We start from the raw sequence: 18,360 nt of genomic DNA on the forward strand, positions 1-18,360 counted from the left end.
CTCCAAGGTAATCCTAATTGTAGCGGGACAAGCGCCCACCTTATTTTTTGCCTTTGACATAATCCGCATCAAACAGAAAGAGCCGGAAGACCAGAATCAGGGACGGGATCAGCAGACAGAGCCCGCCGATAAAGGCCGCAACAAGCGCAGCTCCCATCGACTCATGCGTAGCGCCGCTCTGAATGGTAATGTACGGATCCAATATATATGGATACTGCCCGATGCCGTACGCGAAGAACGCGCAGAAAAATTGCAGCATGACGCAAATGAAGGCCAGTCCGTATCGGCGTCCGCTGTACAGCAGCCACAGCGCGATCATGAAGAAACCAACCGACAGCGCCAGCAGCCACCATAAGTCCATCATGTTCTGAAAATGCCGCTCATTATGTTGACTGAGATAAATAAATGCCGTGAGCGCGGCAATAATCGTCGGCGTGCTCCAGAACATGGCATAGGTCCGCATCAGCTTTAGGGCTGGCTGATCGCCTGCCCGGGAAGCGTAGAAGGCCAGGAACGTACCGCTAATAAACAGCACCGATACGATAGCCAGCGCCACGATGCTCCACGACAGCGGGCTTGTGATCAGCGCCCAATAATCCAGCGTAACCGCGCCTCTTGCCTCTGAGATAAAACCGCCTTCGGAAAGCGTCAGTGCGACCGACAAGGATGCCGGTATTAACAAACCTGTAGCCCCGTACAGAAACAGATAGACGATGTTTTCTTTGGAGCCGTAATTCTCGAATGCGTAGAAGGAACCGCGAATGGCCAGCAAAATCACGGCAATGCTCCCCGGAACAAGCAGCGAAGAGCCATAATAATAGGCCGTATCAGGGAAGAAACCGACGATGCCGACAAAGAAAAAGACAAAAAACACATTGGTAATCTCCCAAACCGGCGATAAATAGCGGGAGATCAATCGATTGATCAGATGATCCTGTTTGGTCAGCCGGGCATAGAAGGCAAAAAAGCCAGCGCCGTAATCAATGGAGGCTACAATTAAATAGCCGTATAAAAACAGCCAAAGCACCGAGATGCCTATCAACTCGTAACTGATCATACCGGCTCACCCTTTTCCATGGATTGAATAAACTTCTCTTGCCTTAACGATTCGAGCTCGGCCTCTGCCGGTTTGTTACGGAACAAGCGTCTCAGGACAAAGACACACATCGTGCCGAGCACAATATACAGCAGCAGGAACAGGAAGAAGAGAATCCTCACATTCGGTGATGTCGTAGCCGCCTCCTCTACGCGCATATATCCGCGAATAATCCACGGCTGCCGTCCGAGCTCCGCATAGAACCAGCCCAGCTCAACACCCAGAAACGCCAGTGGGATGCACGCGACGATGGCCCGAAGCAGCCACTTATTGAGCGAATTTCGTTTCTTCCAGAACAAGAACAAGAAATACAGAAATGCGACGGCCAACATCACAAAACCGATCATGGCCATGAAATCAAACAAATAGTGTACGAGCAGCGGCGGCCATTCACCTGGCGGAAACTCCTCCAGCCCCTTCACTTCGGCATCAAAGTCTCCAAAGGCCAGAAAGCTGAGCGCTTTCGGAAGGTGGAGCGCACCCACGATCTTCTGCTCCGCATTCAGCCAGCCCAATAAAATCAGATCCGCACCGCGCTCCGTCTCAAAATGCCATTCCGCGGCGGCCAGCTTCTCCGGTTGATGCTCCGCCAGGAATTTGGCGGACAGGTCCCCGGCTAAGGTGGTCAGCACGCTGAACACCAGAACAATAGCCATCATGAGCTTCAGCGCTTTTTTGTAATAAGCCGATGCTCCTTTTCTCAGAATAACGTAGGCTGCAATTCCCGCCAGCAAGGCGGCTCCCGTCAAATAGGCCGAGGTTAGGACGTGGAACACTTTTGAGGGAGTTGCCGTATTCAGCATCGCTTGCACGGGATCCACGGCCGTAAAGTGGCCAGCCTCCATGACAAAGCCTTCGGGCTGATTCATGAATCCATTCACCGACGTGATGAAAAATGCGGACATGCCGGCCCCCGCTACAATCGGAATTGTCAGCAGCCAATGGATATACGGATTGCGAAACCGGTCCCACGTGTACATATAGATCCCGAGGAAGATGGCCTCAAAAAAGAATGCAAAAACCTCCATAAACAAAGGAAGCGCGATAACATTCCCTGCCAGACGCATAAAGTTCGGCCACACGAGCGCAAGCTGCAATGCAATCGCCGTTCCGGTCACCACGCCCACTGCCACGGAAATGACAAAGCCCCGCGTCCACCTTTTGGCCATGAGCAGGTAATGCGGATCCTTCTTGCGAATTCCGACGAATTCGGCAATGGCGATCATCAGCGGCACCCCGACGCCAACCGTCGCAAAGATCGCATGAAACGCAAGCGTCAGCCCGGTTAGCCATTTGCTCCAAAGCACGGTATCTATAACCAAAATAAACTGCCTCCTTTCAAAACCCTGCACACTCGTTGATCGGGATAAGCCCTAACCAATACATACCCGATATTTAAACGATATTATAACGAAGCAATCTCTCAAATGAATCACGAAAGCGTCTCGTTCATGAAAGCATCGAATCTTTTCGACAACTCGGTGAAAAACAAAAAAACCACTCCATCGAGCCATTGAAGCTTTAGCTGATGTGTGGTATTTGCGCCTTGAAGTTCTCGGCGGAAATTTTATGGCTGACTAAATTCTTGCATTTTCCATTAATACATTAAAACTGGAAGATTCTCTTTAAGAAGATTTGGTCAAGACGGGAGTTAACAAGAACAGCCAATCTCTTTCTTCGCGGACTGGAAGTAATAAAATAGGACTCCTCGAACCGGTAAAACGTATCCGGATGTAATCTTCATTGACGCACCGTAACGTACTAATAAGAAACTTCCCATTAATCGTTATGCTAAAATTCTCTCCGGATTGCTCTTTTAAATCCAACTCATCACTTATACCACCAATCTCTGCCGTATTTGACAAGAGGGTCAATCTTCCTTCTGATATTTGCATTGTTACGAGATGATAACCAGCCAGCACAGACACGCGATCTAGCAATTGTCTAAATGATATATTGTCTAGGACAACCTCGGATACATGAATATGTGGGACTAGATTTCGGGTTGAGGGATATAATCCCTCAATCACTGCCGATTTAATAAGCAAATTAGGAGTCATAAATCTTATTTCATAATGATTTAATTCTATCACTACATCGGTAAAGCCGTCATTGGTCAGCATTTTAGCTATATCTATCAAACTCGTAGCAGGGATAATGGAGATTCCCGTCCACCCAGCATCGTTCTCAATCGGGATTGAGCATCTAGCCATTCGCACGACTCCATCTGTAGCAATCATCGTGAGTTGACTTCCTTGAATCTCCAAGCACACCCCCATAAAAACCGGTTTAGCGTCAGTAGTTGAAGCGACCCCCGCTACCTGTTTAATCATAGGTACTAACAAGTTGCACGGTACAATAAATTGATTGGTTGTTTGCTGATATTTATTTTGAGAAAAAAATGGGATGTCAGTATGTAACATCCCGTTCAACCGAACCTGTGTACTTCCGGATGTTATATATAATATTCGCTGTTCAATTACCTCAATAATTACAATATCATCCACTAATTTACGGCTAATTTCATATAAATAATTCGCTTGACAGGTAATACTCCCTTGATTAAATATTCGGACCTTACTATCTGAAGTGCAAACCTTGTATTGAACTGCCAGACTTGTACCAGTACCGCTAATAAAAATCCATTCATTCTGAACCAATATGTTTATTACAGATATCATAGACCCGCGACCGTTATTTGATACCGCTTTATATACATGTTGAATGGCCTTGACGAGTAATTCCCTTGAAATGTGTATTAACAACGAATTCACCCGTCTTTCTTATTTGCAGCGTAGTATGATTCAATCATGTTCCTTAAATATGCAGATCGAGAGATCTCCAGCTCCCCACATTCACGATCAATTTCTTCCCAGATTTCTTCAGTTAGAGTCAAAGATATCTTCCTCGTCATTCCGATCCCTTTTCTTCCAGCTCCCTCGCGCGCTCCCCCGCGAGTAAACATGAAACCTAGTTGACCGTTCTTTTTTGAAAGACCAATTTTTATTTGATCATCGTTCAAAGTATACCAGTCCTTTGTTTTGATTTTGGTTACCATTTTCAATATCGCTACTTACATCGTACCACATTTTTCTATCCGGCAACAAATAAAAAAACTAATAAAGTGCCCGTAGCTTCTACGCTATGGATATATTGTGAGTGCTGTTCCCCTTGTTATAACCGGCATCTTGTCAATTCCCCTAAACACCACGCTATATTAACCCGGAGGCTAATGTGAATATCGCGAGCCCATGCGTCAAGGTCGATGGAAGGATGCCATATTTCATGCGGACATAAGCACATACGATTCCCTCGTACAAGGTAAATAGTAAAATCGGTCCCCCAATATCCGTTACCGTTAGTGCCAAAAAGATGTGCCCGGTTGCAAAGAGAATTGCCGAAATTACAGCTGCCTTCATAGGTCCGCTAATTCGTTCAAAGTACCCCTGTAAATACCCCCGAAACAGCACCTCTTCCATGAAGTTGCCGGCCAATGCCATAAAAAGTAACGGAAGCAAAACATAAGGAGGAACCGCTCCTCCTCGCTCTTCCAGATCGATGAAGGAATAGATTAGAGCAAACGGTAGGACGACAATCAGAGCACCCAGCATTCCGGCGAAAACAGAAGCCGCCTTGCCTTTGCCGCACCAGAACAGGAGATTTAATAAAGGTTTATTCGTAACAACGATACTGAAAGTAAGAATGAGCGACATCATGCCAAGCGTGACGAGTAACCACCCATCATCAAGAAATCGAAGCCATACGGTTTGCCCTGTCGCCCCCAGTTTCCAAAAGCCGAGAGGGGTCATGGCATCCCGGATTAAAATGAATCCCAATACGAGAATGAAAAGCCTTGCCTCTACTGTCTGCTTTGGCAACAACAAATACGCCATGATTAACAACAGGATCCCCGGCATAATTCGCAATGAATAGTCCATGAATTGTTCTAACAAGCAGGACAACTTCCTTTCTGTGTGATTTTTACTAAACGTTGAGCTCTATCAGGATTGGGATCCAATCCAGTATAAAATGCGCAGCTATCCCCCTTTACCGATTGTTGCGCTTTCGCCTCCCCATAACAGTTCCCATCATACAATGTAAAAAACTGGTGGGTCTAGAGAAACAGTTTTGTTATGATCTCTAAAATTAGGGTGTTGGAAAAGATGGTGCCTTCCTAGAAAATAGATAGCTTCAATGAACAATTTTGTAGGAGTGCACAAAACCAATGAAGAACCCTCTCTTCAATGTCATGAGATATTTCAACATTGTCTTCCTGATCAAAAGCACACAAAAACGCATTGTCCCATACAATGCGTTTTTGTGTGAATTCTTATTCAATTGAGTTTGCTCCAAGTTCTCATTGGCCTTGTCAATCGTTCAAATCTGCGATGTCGAGCTAATTAAGTTAAGTGCAACAGATGGATTATGACAAGCTGCCTTCATTCCTATGGACCGAACATGTAACGGTTAACCTAGTGTTTTTGGAACATGTCAATTAGGCTCGTGAAGCTATCACCAGCGTGTCCTCTAGCAACACCGCGTTTGAAGACATCCAGGACAGCGGCCGGCAGCGAAGCATCGATTCCTGCTTCATTTGATGTTTGAACGACGTGTTCGACGCTCGCCAGCCCCATCGCAAGTTTCTCCACATCACCGCTGTGTGTCCCAGCGTCAATCCTGGGAGCGTAGAATTCCAGTAACTTCGGCATAGTGGATAGAATGTCCGAAACATAAGCCAGGAGCTGTTCAGCCGTGATTCCGTTTGCTCTCGCCACCGCAACTGCATGCAGGTTGCTGAGCATAGCGGTCCAGAAGACATCGATTTGCAACTGGTAGTACAACATGGCAAGTCCCGGGTCCTCGCCCTTATAGCTAGTACTGGTCAGCACCTCCAGGATATTTTGGTGATCGTCGAAGGTTTTCCTAGGGCCGCTATATAGAGTGACGGATTCTTTATTACCGATACCCGGAGGCGAGGCCAACACTCCGCCGGTGAGCTGTACGGCGTTGCGTTCGGCTAACCATTCTGACGCTTCTCGTACTTTTTCAGGGGTATCCGAGCTCAGGTTTACGATAACTTTTCCGGTTAATTGCTCCGAGATCGGTTCGAAAATAGCATACATCGCACGGTAATCCGTTAAGCTGAGAACGATCAAATCATTGGACGTAATCGCTTCGCTGACCGTGGATGCCTTCATCGCACCTTTAGCCATCAAATCATCGGCTTTACTTAACGTGCGATTCCACACAGTCACCTCATAGCCCTTATCCAAGAAAGCGCCGACGATCGCCTTCCCCATGGGGCCTAGACCGATAACCGTAACCGATAAACGACTCCCAACTTTTTCAGTTCCATGACTGGCAGACTTGTTTATGTTTTCAATATGATCACTTTTCATTGGAATAACTCCTTTCATGGGATTGTCACTAATTACGACGGTTTAGTCTTAAACGCCTATAAAGATGCACAGAAATAATCAAGTTCACGTGTTTTGGTGCTTTGCTTGTTTAAAAAGCTCGGTAACAGCGGAGAAGTCGTCATCGGGGAACCCGGCAGCGACACGCCGGTCCATAAGAGATTGGATCGGGTCGAGCAGCTCTGTACTAATCCCTTGGTCCTTGCTGGCTTGCCGAATATTTCTGAAACCCACCTGCTGCATGGCAAGTTTGGCCGAGACGCCAACCGTAAATTCTTTCGTGTCGAACTGGCGGGCTAGATTAGGTATGATGCCGGTAATTGCAGTGAGGTAGGGAATCAAGAGTTCTGACGAGAAAGCCTGTGCCTTGATCCCTTCTGTGGCAACTACCGAGATAGCGTGCATGGCACCGGCGAGCATCCCATACATCGCACCATTCATCGCTAGATCCAGCAAGGATGCTAAACCGGCATCTTCGCCTAAGTAGGTGGACGCGCCCATTACATCCAACAATTCCTTATTGGAATCGAAGGAGTTCTTGTTTCCTCCACTGTAGAGGATAAAAGCATCCTCGGTTCCGATGATTTGCGGAACGGCCATGATACCGGCATCGATATAATCGTAACCTCGATCCTTAGCCCATTGTGCGGTATCACGTGCCTGCTTAGGAGTTCCGTTCGTTAGGTTGAACAGAACACGACCCTTAAGTGCATCACCGAGTGGATCAAGGATTTCATGTACGGCATCGTAATCCAGAACGCACAGGATCACGACCGGGCTTGCCTGTATGGCTTCACGAGGTGTGGCAGCAAGCACAGCTCCCTGCTTCACCAAGGCTTCTGCCTTCGCTGCCGTCCGGTTCCAAACCGTCGTAGGATATCCGTTTTGCAAAAATACATTTGCTAATGCCTGCCCCATCTCGCCAAGACCGATGATGGTCACTGGAGAGAGAGCTTCGTTCTTGCTTTGATCGGTACTCACTTTGATTTCCCCTTTCCCTTGTCGAAAGAAATATCGAACCATATAGAACCGTCTCCTGTTGGCCGCGTTCGTCCTTTATTCTAGACCTTGACACTAGTGTCAAGGTCAAACAAAAAACCACTGATGCTTGATCAGTGGCTTTGTAGAACTGAGATACTCGGTCGAAACGATGGTGCTTCGAAATATATTACCGTTGGTAATGGGACTTTTATTTAAGCCGGGCGGGGATTTCAAGCGTTACCTCAGCCCCGCCTTGAGGCCGATTGGAAAGCTGTAAAGAGCCATGATGGAGCCGTGCTACATTATTGGCAAATGTTAATCCGATGCCGTAGTGACCTTTCGCTGAACGGCTCTTGTCTCCCATATAAAACAGCTGGGTAGCCTGCTCCAAACCTTCAGTCGTAAAACCGCGCCCGCTGTCCGTCACTCGAAATTGCACGTGCTGGCCCGATGAGGAGACCGCCATTCGAACTTCTCCACCGTCCGGCGTATGATCCGCTGCATTCGTCAAAATGTTCATAACAGCACGATGGATCAGTTCATGATCAAATGCCGGCTCCAGCGTCACTGTCTCTTCCAGGTCGAGTGCAATCTCGATCCTGCGCTGCCCGATATAACCCGAGAAGTCTTGTATCAGCCCAACTGCAAAATCCCTCAGACAGGTGGGCTTGAGCGTTATGTTCATGTCCTGTTCCGTCTTTGAGATATGGATGAGCAGGCTGACATACTCTTCGATCCTGCTGCTCGCATTTAAGATATATTCGGTATATCCTGCATGCTCCTCGCTTTGCTCATCAAGGCTCAGCAGTTCGGCATTTCCTTTGATAATCGTGACGGGGATCTTGATGTCGTGAGCCAACGCACTAATCTGCTCCCGCTTCCGGGTTTCCGTTCTCCACTGGGCTTGAAGCGAAGCTTCCAGCGCTTTGGCCATTTCCTGAAGCGAGGACAAAACATCATCGAATTCCTTAATCGGTGACCTCTCCGCCTCCATACTCAAATCCCGATTCCGAATCCGCATGGTCAGCTGCTGAATGCGATCAAATTGCCGCTGTAATCGCCTGGCAAAGATCGTGGTCACCGCAAATACGATGCCAATGATCGCTATTATGCCGATGATGAGCGTCGTAAGCTCATAATCCGGAAAATGCGCTCTTAACCATGGCAATGTAAAGCGGGAACGGACCTTATAGTGGAGAACCACATATTCTTGCTCTCTTTCGACCACACGGTAAACGGCCTGCCCCTGATAGGCTGTTCTGTTCTGAATCGCTCGAATGGCCGCCTCCTCCCCGGAAGGATCCAGCGTGCCTTCAACCACCTGAAGCGTGCGTTTATCCACCACAACATAAGGAATGTCTTCAGGAATCAGTTCATGGGAAAACAATCTTGCCTCCTGTATACCCGGCTCCGCATCCAGAACCCGCCGTTCGTCATAATTGGCATGGACGACGAGACCTGCATTTATCGCCAGTCTGTTTAGGAGAACACCCAGCAGGACCAATACAATAAGGCAAACGGATAAGAGGATGATGTAATGCAGCAGTTCCCGCCTAAGGCTGGATTGTCTTAATCGTTGTCCCATCGGTAGCCCACTCCCCACACCGTTGAGATGGGAGAGACCCCACACGCCTTGAACTTACTGCGAATCGACCGGATAAACTCCGTAATCGTCGTAAATAAGGCATCTCCATCAATCCCGTAAACCTCCTCATGGATTTCTTCACGGGTGAATACCCGCTCTCTTCGTCGAACGAGCAGCTCACAGATTTTGTATTCATTCGGAGTCAGCCGAACCTGATGATCCCCTACCCATACTTCCTTCGCGTCAAAATCAAAGCTGACTCCCGAAACGGTAAGCCTGGACAAGCTTTTCTCCCGTGATTCTCTCCGCAAATGGGCATTCACCCGCGCACTAAGCTCTTTAACGCCGAACGGTTTTGCGATATAGTCGTCCCCTCCATGCATCAGCCCGTTCACCACGTCCTCCTCGTCCGACTTGGCCGTGAGAAAAAGAATCGGGCAGCTGACATACCCTCGAATCTTCCTGCACAATTCGAAACCGTCCACGTGAGGCATCATGACGTCCAACAGGATCAGATCGTATCCTTGAAATGCTTCAGGCTGGATCTCCGTCACTTCCGATCGGGTAATCACCTCATGACGGTCACGTCGCAGAATATTTGCTATCAATGCCAAAATGTCCATTTCGTCGTCGATTGCCAGTATTTTTGCCATCCTTACACCTCTTTCTATGTACAAGCGCCTTATTCATGCGCAGTCTTTCCTTCCCATCGGCGAAACCAGGCGATGCTTACCGCAAGACCGACCGCAGTCAACGAGACGGCAAATCCCATGCCCTGCGCCATCTTGTCTTGCACGTAGTTCGCCATTTCCGGAGCCAAGGAGCCGTCCAATACCATGCCGGTTAAACCACTGAATCGAACTCCCCACGCCCAAGGCACGTACATCCATACCTGATCGCCAAGACCGGTCGCCATGAGCGCAGTCATCAGCAATCCGGCTCCTCCCATAAGGATCGATGCGCCCATCCCGAACACAAACGCAATAAATAAATGCATCATCAGCAGCATGAAATTGGAACATGTAAGCCAGAACCACCCACAAACGTAACTCCAAATAGGAATATCGGTCAAGCCCATCCCCCATTTCATACCCCCGATCCAAAGGATTACGGCAAAGAATATCAATAATCCTTGCAATAAGAGCAACAAAAGCAGTTTGCTCATATATCCGCTAATCCTGGATGTCGTTCCCCCGAGCAGCACTTGGAAATGGCCGGCTTGCCTTTCCTGGTCAATCATGAAGCCAGCCGCAAGTCCTATGAAAAAGGGCAGCGCAACGCCCAAACTCTCCATGTAGAACAAATACATCTGTGAGGAAGATTCTGTCCTGCCGGTAAAATACGCCAGAAAAAGCGCGGCGTAAGCGACGGGAATTGCGGCGAGAATCCACATAAGCTTGGTTCGCTTGAGCTTCATCAGATCGGCTCTAAAACATCCCCATACGTTCATTCCCTGTCAGCGGCCTCCTTTGCCGCTTCGAATTTGCGGACCAAATCGCTGCATCGTCAACATGCTTAGTACCGCCGTAAGTAACAATGACATTCCAACCCCTATCGGCAGAACCTTCATATCCAGCATCGCATGCCCCGGCTCCAGCAATGTCCCATTGGGGTGGACTCCGGCAATCGGAGCCATCAGCCGGATGGACCAGCTCCATGGGCATGCCCACCAGAATGTCCGTGAGGAGAGCGGAATCCCCAGGCCCATTGCACATGCGATGTTGATTCCGATCGCTGTTGCTGCTCCCCATTTTTTGGCGACCCACATGAACAGGGGAATTTCCCAGAGAGTGGTTAGCCACAGCACCAATGCGGACATGAACGTGGCCATCGTAATGATGCTCTCTCCCGTAAAGAGCATGCCGACCGCCCCCAGAACCAAAAGATAGGCCGCGAAGGCTGCAAGAGAGTAGATGCTAATCACGATCAGCTTGGCTAGCCAGATATTTCGGAGCGAAACCGGAAGCAGATAGACCCCTTGATAACGTGAAGCAAGCTGTTCCTTCTGATGGGTCTGGACGGCCCATAGAGCGAGCATCAGCGGCAGGAACAGAATAGACCACCAATTAATGGTATTGGATACAAAATACATCGGATTCATAAGCAACGAAAACGCCACATTTGCGATGGGTACCAGAAAGAAAAGCTTGGTTGAAAACGTACGTTTGAGCTTTAGGCGTTCCGATCGTAGATAAGGAATCATCTGTACCCCCCCTTTCGTCTTGCAGGAGTTGTAGCGACATCCATAAATAGTTGCTCTAAATTTTGTCCGGATTGAACTTCCCCTTCATATAGCAGCTCGCCGTGGTTAATAATACCGATTCGGTCGGCTGTTTGTTCCACCTCGGACAACAAATGACTGGAAAGGATGACGGTCACCCCTTGACGGGGAAAAGAACGGATCAGCTCACGGAGCTCATGGATACCGACCGGATCCAGCCCGTTCGTAGGCTCATCGAGGATGAGCAAACGGGGGCGGTTGAGCAGTGCAATCGCTATTCCTAAACGCTGCTTCATCCCCATTGAAAAATTCCTTGCTGTTTTTTTGCCGGTCGTTGACAAATTCACCAAATCCAATACTTCTTGAATTCGCGAATCCGGAAGCCCGAGCAGCAGGCTGCGAACCTTCAGGTTTTCGAAAGCCGTTAAATTTCCGTAAATCGGCGGAGATTCGATCAACGCTCCGATTTGCTTCAAATCCTGCCTGCTCCAGCGGTGACCGTCAAACCAGATGCTGCCGGATGACGGCGCAATGATGCCGGTCAGCATCTTAAGCGTCGTCGACTTGCCCGCTCCGTTAGGGCCGAGAAGTCCATAAATGCAGTTTGCAGGCACCTGCATGGAGAGCTCCTTGATGACGTTTTCCTTGCCAAAGCGCTTGGAAACCTTCTTCATTTCTAATAAAGGGCCGTTAACCATTTTCATCATTCCTATCCTTTGTAATATGTTGAATTGATGCAGTTCTTTACTCTTCACGGACCAGCTCTGCTTCCAGAACCTTCCGGTTAAGCTCAATGATGATCCGGTTGGAGCTCCCCTTGGGCTCTCCTTTATGTCGATAGACGGAACCATACGTCATGGGATTTTTCTCCCGAATTTCATTCGGATCAAGGTATAGGTAGGGCTTCTTCAGTTCATCCTCGGTCCACCTCTTCCCCTCCTGATCCACATAATACGTTTCGCCGATAAAACCTATACGGCCGCCTTTAGACTCCGGATCGGCTTCCCCTTGCAGCTCATACAGTCTTCCGTCGAACACCAGACGGTCCAGTCGCCCTTCATCGATAAGCTGCTCGATCGTAAGGTCCGTTTCCTCGTCGAGTTCCAATGTATAGTGGGCTGTTTTTTGCGTTTCCTCAACCACCTTTTGCGTGAACTGTTCCAGCCTTTCGCATCCTGTTAGTAGGAGCAGCGCGCTAACCGTAAAGAGGATCCAGCCTTTGGACGTTATCTTCATGTAACAAGCCTCCTTATATCCTGCATGTCAAAGATGATGTGGTAACAACAACGGTAATCGGGAAATATCAGAGAACCATCAAGATTCGAAGATTTTCTTCATGCCATGCAAAAAAGCCGCCTTCAAGGCGACTACTTTTAGTTTACATAATATTTATTATGTTTCTTTGGAAAATCCTACATATTTATAACTGACTTAACACAAGGTTAATCCATCGATAATAAAGCGATTATACAATTGGGTTGGCTTTCAAGGCCGAGGTCAGCCCGTGTCTTGAGAATCACTATTATAATCAGGGGGACTTATGTTGAAGAAAAAAATGACGCTTGTATCCGTATTCGCTTTGGTTATCGCGCTGCTTGCCGGCTGCGGCTCCAGCTCCAGCTCCGGCTCGGGCAATTCAACGCCTGATGCCCCATCATCGCCGACTTCGACTTCCCAATCCACAGGCGGTTCGGGCACAGCGGCTCAGACAATCGAAGCGCTGAAAATCAGCTTCGTCCCGTCCAAGGATCCGGATCAAATCATTACGGCAACGGATCCGCTCAAGGAATTGCTGAAGAGCCAGCTAGCATCCGAGGGATTTGATGTCGGAAAAGTCAGCATTGATGTAGGAACCACCTATGAAGCCGTCGGCGAAGCACTGACTGCCGGTACAACGGATGTCGGTTTTATACCGGGCGGCACATATGCTCTGTACGATGACGGAGCCGACGTCATTTTGACCGCCACCCGTGCTGGATTATCCAATGACTCCGACCAGGCTAAGGACTGGAACGATAATAAGCCGACCCAGCCGACAAGCGATCAGGCAACGTATTATCGGGCTCTGTTCATTGCAGGTCCATCCGATAAAGGTCAAACATTGGCTGCCAAAATCAACAACGGAGAAGAACTGACATGGGAAGAGTTGAACGATGCGAACTGGGCTGTGATGTCCACCTCTTCTTCCGCCGGATACATTTACCCTACGCTGTGGCTGCAAGACAACTATAACAAAAGCATTACCGACCTTTCCCACGTCGTAACATCCGACTCTTACGGCAGTTCCTTCGCCCGACTGGCGGCCGGACAAGTCGACATTATCGTTGCTTTCGCGGACGCAAGACGCGACTATGAAGAGCAATGGACAAATGAATTCGGCCGTAAACAATCGATTTGGGACGAAACGAATATTATCGGGGTCACTCAAGGCATTTACAATGACACCATTAGCGTCAGCAAGAACAGCCCAACCATGAACGACGAGCTGAAGGCCGCGCTTCAAAAAGCCTTTATCGCCATCGCCCAGACGGAGGAAGGGAAGAACGTGATCGCGGTATACAGCCACGAAGGCTACAAGGAAGCACAGCCTTCCGATTACGACGGCGAGCGCAAAGCGCAGGAGATAATTAAAAACTTGAAAAAATAATAAACACCGCATGATCGTCCAACGACTTTATTCTTTTATTAAAAGTGAGAGCATCAAGCCTTTAACCGATGTTCTCCTTTTTTTCTGTTCAGCAGCTGAATATGCGAGGATTGGAGTTTAGCCATGATTGAGTTTAACCACGTAAACAAGACGTATCACAACGGCACGAATGCACTCAAAAATATCAATCTGAAGATCGAACAAGGAGAGTTTGTGGCCGTAATCGGTTTATCCGGTGCAGGCAAGTCTACGCTGATCCGCTGCATTAATCGCATGCACGATATCACCAGCGGCCACCTTTACGTGAATCATGTCGATGTGTCCAAATTGAAAGGAAAACAAATTCGCCGTTTCCGAAGACGGATCGGGATGATCTTCCAGTCCTTCAATTTGGTCACTCGAATGAGCGTCATCAAGAATGTTCTGGTTTCCTTCGTGCCTGACCTTCCGATGTGGCGCAAGCTGACCGGTGTATTTACCAAGGAACATAAGCTCAAAGCATTGGAGGCTCTCGATAAAGTCGGCATTCTGGATAAAGCATACGTGCGAGTAGACCAGCTCTCGGGCGGGCAGCAGCAGCGTGTAGCGCTGGCGCGAACACTCGCCCAGAATCCGGATATCCTGTTGGCGGACGAGCCGATTGCTTCACTGGACCCGGTAACGTCGAAATTGGTTATGGACGATTTCAAAACCATCAATCAGACCATGAAGATTTCTGTGATCATGAACATTCATCATGTGGAGATCGCGCTGGAGTATGCCGATCGCATTATCGGAGTGCGCGAAGGCGAAATCGTCTTCGACGGAGCAGCCGATCAGGTGACCAAGGAAACCCTCGATAACATTTACGGCAGCAAGTCCAATGAAACTCCATTTTTGGCGGAGGCGAATTAGGCGCATGTTTGATAAATGGTTTCCTCCCAAAAAGATGGTTCTTCCAAACGGTAAAATTGTCCTGGAAAAAAGATCGCGGCTTCCCCTTACCTTGCTCACGCTCGCAGCCGTGACCGCGTTATCCGTCAATTTGACGGGGTTCAGCCTACATGTTCTGTTCACGAGGATCCGCCAGTTTTTTATCATTCTAGGCGAGATGATCCCCCCCAAATGGAGTTATACGCCACAGCTGTGGGGAGCCTTGCTGGATACGCTGCAGATGTCCGTGCTTGGGTCGATGATCGGCGCCCTTCTGGCTCTACCGTTCGCCCTGCTTGCTTCGTTCAACGTCATTCGCAACAAAGCGGTCGTGACCATTTTTAAAGTTATGCTTAGCCTGCTCCGAACATTGCCGACGCTGGTGACAGCGCTGATTGCAACCTTCGTTTTCGGATTGGGACCGACGGCGGGCCTGGTGGCCATCCTGCTCTTTACCCTATCGTACGTCGGGAAGCTTCTGTACGAGCAGATCGAAAACGTCGATATGGGCTCCTTCGAAGCCATGGAGTCCATTGGCATGACCCGTGTTCAAGCCTTTCGCTACGCTATTTTTCCAGAAGTGCTCCCGCGTTATCTGTCCACCACTTTGTTTTGCTTTGAGGGGAACGTGCGCTATGCAGCCATTCTCGGTTATGTAGGGGCAGGCGGAATCGGACTCTTGATCAACGAAAATCTCGGATGGCGCGACTATCCGCGCGTAGGTATGATCATTTTGTCGCTGGGAGTCACCGTATACGTGATTGAAACGATCAGCGAGCATTTTCGAAAAAAGTTAAATTGAGGAGATCCATGCTATGACGACAATTGAGAAGCAGCTGCTTGCATCCCCCCGCAATCATCGCTATGTGTTGACCGTGGCGGCAATCGTTCTGATTTTGCTCGCCTGGTCATTAAGCGCTGTAAGCTTTAAAGACGTGAACCAAAACGGACTGGCAATCGCCCTTAACATATTGAAAGGCATTGTCCATCCGGATTTGGACCTGCTGTTCAGCGTCTCGAAGCAGAGTGTTCTCTACCTGCTCGTTCAAACGACGGCCATTGCATTTCTGGGTACGCTGGTGGGTGCCGTGCTGTCTGTTCCGCTCGCCTTTTTGGCCGCCTCCAATATCATGCCGAAGCCGATCGCTTGGCTTACAAGAATGCTGCTTATTATGATCCGAACGATCCCTGCCCTCGTCTATGGGCTGATGTTCATCCGGGTATCAGGTCCGGGACCGTTTGCCGGGGTGCTCACGATCGGGCTGACCTCGATCGGTATGCTGTCCAAGCTTTACGTGGATGCGATCGAGGAGCTGGACAAGAAAGTCCTGGAGTCGATGACATCCATCGGCTGTACCACTTTTGAGAAGATCCGCTATGGAATTATTCCGCAGTTGTTCTCGCTGTTCCTGTCCGTTACCATTTATCGGTTCGACATGAACATGCGTGAGGCTTCAATTCTAGGACTCGTGGGAGCCGGCGGGATCGGAGCGCCGCTGATCTTTGCCATGAACAGCTATAAGTGGAATCAGGTCGGCTCCATCTTAATCGGCCTTGTCATCCTTATCCTCCTTATCGAATGGTTCTCGAACAAGCTTCGATCCAAACTGGTCCAAGGATAACAAGCTTATCTGACGGTCCTAATATGACGCTCCGTTCATCCGTAAACGCATAAACCTCCAACCCTGATGCAGCGCAGGATTGGAGGTTTTTTTCATAGGATGTCATACAAATGGTTGGTTTTGTTATGTGCGGATCTATTTAGTAGACGACCTTCCAGTTGTGATCGCAGACGGCATGGATGACCTGATGCTTCAAAATATAATCGGCCAAAATCTCCGTCATGTCCGTCGGAATCTCCCTGACGACAGGCTTGTTCATCAGCATCCGGAAGTTTCCGCCGCCTCCCGCCCGATAGCTGTTCATCACCACTTCGAACGTAGCGTCGGGATCCAAGGGGTGTCCGTTCCGCTGCAGCTTAATAACCCGTTCGCCTTCGGATCTTGAAATGTCAAGCTCATAGTCAATCCCCTCCCACATGTCGTAGTTGAAGTGCTGCGGCTTCGGCTCCAGGTAACTCTCTGACACTTGCAATTGCCCCAGCTTGTCCAGAGTAAAATAACGGGCGTTCTGCTCCAACGCGTCCCGGATATCGCGTCCGGTTAGGAGAATCACCTTCAACGTATTGGGGTAGATATAGTTGGACACCACATCCCGAATCGTAATTTCCCCAAGGAAGCCCCGGGCTTCATTCGTAAAGATCGTGGCGCAGGATATACTTGCTCCCGTAACTTCCATTTGCACCCGATTGACGAACTCCGTGAATGCGTGATCCCCCAGTCTTGCCTCGAAGGGGTCCATGATGGACATATCGCCCTCGGCCCTGCCGATCGGCTGATCCAGCCAGGCTTGCGTTTTCCTTTCTTGCTCGGCAAACATCGCAAGCACGACATGATCCGCCTCTGCTTGCTCCGCTGGCAGCAGCTGGGCGCTCTTGCCGCGGATCGACCATCTGCCTTCCTTCTCCCGCTCGAATGTCAGCTGAACCTTGGCGATTGCCTGTCCTGCGGAACCGGGCTGAGCAAATACAACGCCGTTCAGCTCGCCGGCAAGCAACCGATGCTGGTGCCCGGTCAGCAACACGTCGAGGCCTTGTAGGCGCATGCACATCTCGTAGCCTTGATTTTCTCCCGTCTGCGGTTCGGTAGGGTCTCCGGTAGCAGGATCCCGCTCGAAACCGCCATGATAGCATACAACAACAGCGTCGGGACGTTCGTTTTCTCGAATATGGTTGATCCATCGCTGTCCGGACTCAAGGGCATCCTCAAAGGTTAAGTCGTGAATGTGCTTAGGCTCTTCCCAGTGTGGGATATGATGGGTGGTGACGCCAAGCACCGCGACCCGAATCCCCTCTTTCATCTCAAACATCCGGTAAGGCTGCCCGAACGCCGGACGACCGCCTTGTTCGTTCATAATATTCGCGCACAGATAGGGACAGGTTGCGTCCTCGATCGCTTGATTCAACAGCTCCTGCCCGTAATTGAACTCATGATTGCCGATCACCGCCGCATCGTACTGGAGTGCGTTCAGCGCGCTTGCAGCGGGGTGCGTGCCGGTTCTGTCGTACTTGGCGTAATGATACATAAACGGCGTACCCTGCAGAAGGTCCCCGTTGTCCAGCAGTATAAGCTGCGGGGCTTCCAGCCGTTCTCTGTGAATGATCTCAGCCAGCTTGGCGAGCCCAATGGGCTTGTCCCCGGGCCCCCGATAGTCCGTCGGATAAATATGGCCATGAACATCGCTGGTTTCCAATATCGTAACGACTACTTTTTCTTTCGGCTCCACTCCGCGTGTCCTCCTATCGTCTCAGTGTTCAGACCTTACAGTCTTCTATTATACGGGTGGAGTATTATGGATATATAAAAAAACAATATGAAAGGGGGGTAAAAATGAAAATGATCTTATTTACGGGCGGAGGCTCTGCTGGCCATGGAACATTGC

18 protein-coding genes are annotated in these 18,360 nt (G+C 49.3%); 4 read left to right on the forward strand and 14 right to left on the reverse strand.

The window, feature by feature from the left end; translation table 11 throughout:
- Positions 1–40: 40 nt before the first annotated feature.
- The 13 genes from NST08_RS16540 to NST08_RS16600 form a co-directional block, all read right to left on the reverse strand.
- Entirely contained in the window at positions 41–1,057 is a 1,017-nt protein-coding gene (locus NST08_RS16540) for a cytochrome d ubiquinol oxidase subunit II (RefSeq protein WP_341033472.1), read from the reverse strand.
- Positions 1,054–2,418, reverse strand: coding sequence for a cytochrome ubiquinol oxidase subunit I (locus NST08_RS16545; RefSeq protein ID WP_007131319.1), 1,365 nt, complete (start codon positions 2,416–2,418; stop codon positions 1,054–1,056). Before NST08_RS16545 ends, NST08_RS16540 begins: the two co-directional genes overlap by 4 nt.
- 303 nt (positions 2,419–2,721) lie before the next feature.
- On the reverse strand, positions 2,722–3,861 hold the full coding sequence (dnaN, locus tag NST08_RS16550; protein WP_167324119.1) for a DNA polymerase III subunit beta: 1,140 nt from the start codon (positions 3,859–3,861) through the stop codon (positions 2,722–2,724).
- A gap of 5 nt (positions 3,862–3,866) precedes the next feature.
- On the reverse strand, positions 3,867–4,154 hold the full coding sequence (locus tag NST08_RS16555; protein WP_232239236.1) for a ribbon-helix-helix domain-containing protein: 288 nt from the start codon (positions 4,152–4,154) through the stop codon (positions 3,867–3,869).
- Between the two features lie 154 nt (positions 4,155–4,308).
- Positions 4,309–5,049 (reverse strand): CPBP family intramembrane glutamic endopeptidase, encoded by a 741-nt coding sequence (locus NST08_RS16560; protein WP_007131317.1) that lies wholly within the window; start codon positions 5,047–5,049, stop codon positions 4,309–4,311.
- A 519-nt stretch (positions 5,050–5,568) separates the two neighbouring features.
- A complete protein-coding gene (locus NST08_RS16565) occupies positions 5,569–6,495 on the reverse strand; it encodes an NAD(P)-dependent oxidoreductase (RefSeq protein WP_007131315.1) in 927 nt (308 codons plus the stop codon).
- 84 nt (positions 6,496–6,579) lie between these two features.
- Positions 6,580–7,536: an NAD(P)-dependent oxidoreductase gene (locus NST08_RS16570; protein WP_007131314.1), complete on the reverse strand. Its 957-nt coding sequence runs from the start codon at positions 7,534–7,536 to the stop codon at positions 6,580–6,582.
- 166 nt (positions 7,537–7,702) lie between these two features.
- The gene (locus tag NST08_RS16575; protein ID WP_341342008.1) at positions 7,703–9,079 is read right to left on the reverse strand and encodes a sensor histidine kinase; all 1,377 of its coding nucleotides are present in this window, start codon (positions 9,077–9,079) and stop codon (positions 7,703–7,705) included.
- Positions 9,064–9,732 carry a response regulator transcription factor gene (locus tag NST08_RS16580; RefSeq protein ID WP_007131312.1) on the reverse strand — a complete coding sequence of 223 codons (669 nt, stop codon included), beginning with the start codon at positions 9,730–9,732 and terminating at the stop codon, positions 9,064–9,066. The genes NST08_RS16575 and NST08_RS16580 overlap by 16 nt, the downstream gene beginning before the upstream one ends.
- Before the next feature lie 29 nt (positions 9,733–9,761).
- Complete coding sequence (locus NST08_RS16585; RefSeq protein ID WP_007131311.1) at positions 9,762–10,529, reverse strand: lantibiotic immunity ABC transporter MutG family permease subunit; 768 nt, start codon at positions 10,527–10,529, stop codon at positions 9,762–9,764.
- A gap of 6 nt (positions 10,530–10,535) precedes the next feature.
- A complete protein-coding gene (locus NST08_RS16590; protein WP_007131310.1) occupies positions 10,536–11,282 on the reverse strand; it encodes a lantibiotic immunity ABC transporter MutE/EpiE family permease subunit in 747 nt (248 codons plus the stop codon).
- Positions 11,279–12,007 (reverse strand): lantibiotic protection ABC transporter ATP-binding protein, encoded by a 729-nt coding sequence (locus NST08_RS16595; protein ID WP_007131309.1) that lies wholly within the window; start codon positions 12,005–12,007, stop codon positions 11,279–11,281. The genes NST08_RS16590 and NST08_RS16595 overlap by 4 nt, the downstream gene beginning before the upstream one ends.
- Before the next feature lie 37 nt (positions 12,008–12,044).
- Positions 12,045–12,536 (reverse strand): NisI/SpaI family lantibiotic immunity lipoprotein, encoded by a 492-nt coding sequence (locus tag NST08_RS16600; RefSeq protein WP_007131308.1) that lies wholly within the window; start codon positions 12,534–12,536, stop codon positions 12,045–12,047.
- A gap of 304 nt (positions 12,537–12,840) precedes the next feature.
- Between NST08_RS16600 and NST08_RS16605 the strand changes: the two genes are divergently transcribed.
- The 4 genes from NST08_RS16605 to phnE (NST08_RS16620) all read left to right on the forward strand — a co-directional run bounded on the left by NST08_RS16605 (position 12,841) and on the right by phnE (NST08_RS16620) (position 16,481).
- The gene (locus NST08_RS16605; protein WP_007131307.1) at positions 12,841–13,947 is read left to right on the forward strand and encodes a phosphate/phosphite/phosphonate ABC transporter substrate-binding protein; all 1,107 of its coding nucleotides are present in this window, start codon (positions 12,841–12,843) and stop codon (positions 13,945–13,947) included.
- A gap of 123 nt (positions 13,948–14,070) precedes the next feature.
- Positions 14,071–14,841 carry a phosphonate ABC transporter ATP-binding protein gene (gene phnC / locus NST08_RS16610; RefSeq protein WP_007131306.1) on the forward strand — a complete coding sequence of 257 codons (771 nt, stop codon included), beginning with the start codon at positions 14,071–14,073 and terminating at the stop codon, positions 14,839–14,841.
- 4 nt (positions 14,842–14,845) lie between these two features.
- On the forward strand, positions 14,846–15,661 hold the full coding sequence (gene phnE / locus NST08_RS16615) for a phosphonate ABC transporter, permease protein PhnE (protein WP_007131305.1): 816 nt from the start codon (positions 14,846–14,848) through the stop codon (positions 15,659–15,661).
- Between the two features lie 13 nt (positions 15,662–15,674).
- Positions 15,675–16,481 (forward strand): phosphonate ABC transporter, permease protein PhnE, encoded by an 807-nt coding sequence (phnE, locus tag NST08_RS16620; protein WP_007131304.1) that lies wholly within the window; start codon positions 15,675–15,677, stop codon positions 16,479–16,481.
- A 139-nt stretch (positions 16,482–16,620) separates the two neighbouring features.
- On the opposite strand, the gene NST08_RS16625 is transcribed toward phnE (NST08_RS16620), so the two are convergent.
- The gene (locus NST08_RS16625; protein WP_341342009.1) at positions 16,621–18,204 is read right to left on the reverse strand and encodes a bifunctional metallophosphatase/5'-nucleotidase; all 1,584 of its coding nucleotides are present in this window, start codon (positions 18,202–18,204) and stop codon (positions 16,621–16,623) included.
- Positions 18,205–18,360: the final 156 nt, after the last annotated feature.

This window comes from Paenibacillus sp. FSL K6-1566, assembly GCF_038050475.1.
In the GTDB taxonomy this organism is placed as follows: Bacteria; Bacillota; Bacilli; order Paenibacillales; family Paenibacillaceae; genus Paenibacillus_AQ; species Paenibacillus_AQ lactis.